Raw genomic sequence first — 3850 nt, 5'->3', positions numbered from 1 at the left:
GCCTCCGGAACGCGGCTGACCTCGACGGCCCTGAGGTCGACGCTTACGGGAGCGCCGAGTTCGCTCGAGAGCGCCTTCTGCAGCAGCGGTACGGCGCGTTCGGCCATGGCGCGTCCGGCGTCGATGACCTGATCGGCCTCGCCGCTGTCGCCAACCAGGCGCTCGATGATCAATGAGCGCGCTTGCGAGGGGCTGCCCGGACTCGTCATGACAGTTTTGGCACCGGTCTGTCGCGCATCGCTCAGGCGGCCTTCTTCTCGGCGCTGCCGGTGTTCATCGTGCTCTGTTCGACGGCGTCGATGCTCGGCCGCTCATAGGAGGAGATGGTCTTGCGGCCGAACTCGATCGCCACCTGCGGCAGCGCGCCGTTCATGTAGGCGAGCAGCGTCTGCTTGACGATGATGTAGAGGCGGTTCTTCTTCTCGCGCACCGTCTTGATCTTGGTGGCGACAGGTCCGACCACCGCGTAGGACAGGAAGATGCCGAGGAAAGTGCCGACCAGCGCCGCGCCGATCAGGCCGCCGAGGATTTCCGGCGACTGGTCGAGGGCGCCCATCGCCTTGACCACGCCGAGCACGGCGGCGACGATGCCGAGCGCCGGCAGGCCGTCGCCAACCGCGACCAGCGCGTGATAGGCCTTCATCTTGTCGGACTTGATGGTCTGGATTTCCTCGTCCATCAGCGCCTCGATTTCATGTGAGCGGGCGTTGCCGATGATGATGATGCGGCAGTAGTCGCAGATGAAATTCATCAAATCGTGGTTCTTGAGTACGGTCGGAAAGGCCTGGAAGATCGCCGATTCCTCCGGATTGTCGATATGCGCCTCGACCTCGCTGCGCGACTTGGCGCGCAGCTCGCGCATCAGGCTGTGCAGCACGCCAAGGGTTTCCAGATAGTCCTGCTCCTTCGGCACAGCCTGTTTGAAGGCCTCCAGTATGCCTTTGCCGGTATCCTTGACCGTCTTCATCGGATTGGCGACCAGGAAAGTGCCGAGCGCGGCACCGCAGATGACCACGGCTTCCCATGGCTGCACCAGCACGTGCAGATGCCCGCCCATGGCCATGAAGCCGCCAAGGACGCAGCCAAGCGTCACCACAAGTCCAATCAGAATGCCCACGACCGGTCCTTCCGCATTTCACGTCGGAGAAGGGATAGCCCCCGTGCCTTGTGTGAGGCTTGAATCGGAGCCGCCATGGAATCGAAAGTTGGCGATTCAGTTTCGCGCAAGGAAGTGAGCTTATTGTGTTGGCATAGCTTCGGCCGGAGGCGCGTCCTTGCTCAGTACCTATACCAGCTACCAGTTGATCACCAGAGACATCAACAAGTCGATCGACCGCATCGAGCAGCAGCCGACGGTCGATCGCGATACCCAATATTACCTCGCCAACATCACCAAGGTGAAATCGATCGACGATTTCGTCAAGAACGACCGCTTGTTCAAATATGCCATGAAGGCCTACGGGCTGGAGAACATGGACTACGCCAAGGCGTTCATGGTCAAGGCGCTCAAGGAAGGCGTCACCAATCCCGACAGTTTCGCGAACAAGCTGACCGACAAGCGCTACGCCGCCTTCGTCAGCGCCTTCAACTTCGCTGCCAACGGCGCCGATGCGACGATCTACAACAAGGCCCAGCAGCTGGTGACGAAGAATTATGCCACGCAGGCGCAAATCGCAGGCCTCGATCCGAATTCAGACTATGTGAAGGGCGAGACGACGTATTATCTCGCCAACATCACCAAGGTGAAGTCCGTCGACGACCTGATGGGCAACAGCCGCGTTTACACCTATGCCCTAGCGGCGTTCGGTCTCGATTCGGCGACCGAGGACAAGGACCTCATCAAGCAGGTCCTGCAAGGCGGCGTGCGCGATCCCGACAGCGCCGCCAACAAGCAGACGAATCCGGCTTACGCGGCACTGGCCTCGGCTTTCAACTTCGAGCAGTACGGCGAGAACGCCACCACCATCAATCCGGCGCAGCAACCGACTGTCGACAAGTACATGCGCCAGACGCTGGAGGAAGATGCCGGCCAAACCAATGAGGGTGTGCGGCTGGCGCTCTATTTCCAGCGCAAGGCTCCTGACATCACCAGTTGGTACGACGTGCTGGCCGACACCGCGCTGGCCAGCGTGGTGCGAACCGCGTTGGGGCTGCCCGATTCCTTCGCCACCGCCGACATCGACAAGCAGGCGCAACTGTTCGAGCAGAAGCTCGACATCTCGGATTTCACGGATCCCGTGAAACTCAACAAATTCCTGACCCGCTTCACCAGTATGTACGAGATCAACAATCCGACCTCGACGGCCGTGACATCGATCAGCGTGCTCTTCGCCAAACCGGTCACATCGGGCATCTCCACCGACCTGATGATGGCCATGCAGAAACTGAAGTTCTGATCATGCGAGACAGTCTCTATGTCGCCCTCTCCGCTCAGATGGCCCTCGAGCGCCGGCTCGATACGATCGCCGACAATGTCGCCAACGCCAGCACCGTCGGCTTTCGCGCCACCGGCGTGAAGTTCGAGGACGTGGTGTCGGGTGCAGGGCAGAAGTCGGTATCGTTCGCTTCCTCCGGCAAGACCTATCTGTCGGGGGCTCACGGTGCCATGACGGAAACCGGCAACCCGTTCGATTTCGCCATCCAGGGCGACGCCTGGTTCGCCATCGACACGCCGGCAGGCACCGTCATGACCCGCGACGGCCGCTTCTCCATGAACGAGAATGGCGAGCTGATGTCGGTCGAGGGCCACCCGGTGCTCGACGCCGGCGGGGCGCCGATCCAGCTCGATCCTCGCAACGGCCCGCCCAAGGCCGGCGCCGACGGCTCGCTGCGCCAGAACGAACAGCTCGTCGGCTCGATCGGCCTCTACAATTTCGATCCGGGCCAGAATTTCGTTCGCTACGGCAATTCCGGCATTGTGCCCGCACGCACGCCCGAACCAGTCACCGACCGTTCCGATGTCGGGATAGCGCAAGGTTTCGTCGAGGAATCCAACGTCAATCCGGTGCTGGAAATGACCCGGCTGATCATGGTTCAGCGAGCCTTCGAGAACACCGCCGCGCTGATGCGGCAGACCGATTCTTCCACCGACGAGGCGATAAAGACGCTCGGCTCGAAGTCGTAGCATGTCGTCGGGGCAACCATCCATCCGCGCACCCGAAAGACAGCTCCAGCCGGCGCCGCAGGATAAGCTTGCCGCGTTGGAGCGGATTATCAGGCGCTTCGGCAACGGCGACGGGTTGATCAAGCGCGGCGGCCTCGTCAGCGAAGTCACGCCCACGCACTACAAGGTGCGCGGCCTTTCCGATTTCACCAGGCTGGGCGACATCGTCGAGCAGCGCGGCCAGACCGGCGCGCGCCGCGGCGAGATTGTCAAGATCAGCCGGGACGAGGTTGTGATAGCACCCTTCGAACGCAGCGCCGACGCCGGCATCGGCGATGCCGTGTTCCGCAGGGGTCCGCTCGCGGTGGCGCCGCATGCCTCGTGGCGCGGCCGCGCCATCGACGCGCTCACCCGGGCGATCGATGGTGGTCCGCCTCTCATCAGGGGCGACGACATGTCGGCGACCGCCGCGACGCCCGGCGCCATGGCGCGGCAGCGTGTCGGCACCGCCTTCATGACCGGCGTCAAGGTCATCGACATCTTCACGCCGCTCTGTTTCGGCCAGCGCATGGGTGTCTTCGCCGGCTCTGGCGTCGGCAAGTCGACGCTGCTTGCCATGCTCGCCGGCGCCGACGCGTTCGACACGGTCGTCGTGGCGCTGATCGGTGAACGCGGCCGCGAGGTCCGTGAATTCCTCGAGGACACGATCGGCGACAGCATGGCCAAGACCGTCGCCGGCGTCGCCAC

General features: G+C 62.7%; 3 protein-coding genes and 2 pseudogenes. 3 read left to right on the top strand and 2 right to left on the bottom strand.

Translation table 11 applies throughout. The annotated features are described in order from the left end of the window. A pseudogene (locus tag O7A61_RS31375) lies at positions 1–209 on the bottom strand (FliM/FliN family flagellar motor switch protein); the annotation flags it as partial. A gap of 32 nt (positions 210–241) precedes the next feature. Next, positions 242–1117, bottom strand: coding sequence for a flagellar motor stator protein MotA (gene motA / locus O7A61_RS31370; protein WP_027144743.1), 876 nt, complete (start codon positions 1115–1117; stop codon positions 242–244). A gap of 157 nt (positions 1118–1274) precedes the next feature. Between motA and O7A61_RS31365 the strand changes: the two genes are divergently transcribed. The 3 genes and pseudogenes from O7A61_RS31365 to fliI all read left to right on the top strand — a co-directional run. Further along, on the top strand, positions 1275–2396 hold the full coding sequence (locus tag O7A61_RS31365) for a DUF1217 domain-containing protein (RefSeq protein WP_337133049.1): 1122 nt from the start codon (positions 1275–1277) through the stop codon (positions 2394–2396). A 2-nt stretch (positions 2397–2398) separates the two neighbouring features. Beyond that, the gene (gene flgF, locus O7A61_RS31360; protein WP_027144745.1) at positions 2399–3124 is read left to right on the top strand and encodes a flagellar basal-body rod protein FlgF; all 726 of its coding nucleotides are present in this window, start codon (positions 2399–2401) and stop codon (positions 3122–3124) included. 1 nt (position 3125) lies between these two features. Then, positions 3126–3850: pseudogene (gene fliI / locus O7A61_RS31355) on the top strand (flagellum-specific ATP synthase FliI); the annotation flags it as partial.

This window comes from Mesorhizobium sp. Cs1321R2N1, from assembly GCF_037179725.1.
In the GTDB taxonomy this organism is placed as follows: Bacteria; Pseudomonadota; Alphaproteobacteria; order Rhizobiales; family Rhizobiaceae; genus Mesorhizobium; species Mesorhizobium salmacidum.
This window is presented reverse-complemented; position numbering and strand designations above follow the sequence as displayed.

Bases quoted from the DNA above. Each gene is read 5' to 3' on its own strand.
- flgF (WP_027144745.1), top strand. From the start codon at position 2,399: ATGCGAGACAGTCTCTATGTCGCCCTCTCCGCTCAGATGGCCCTCGAG.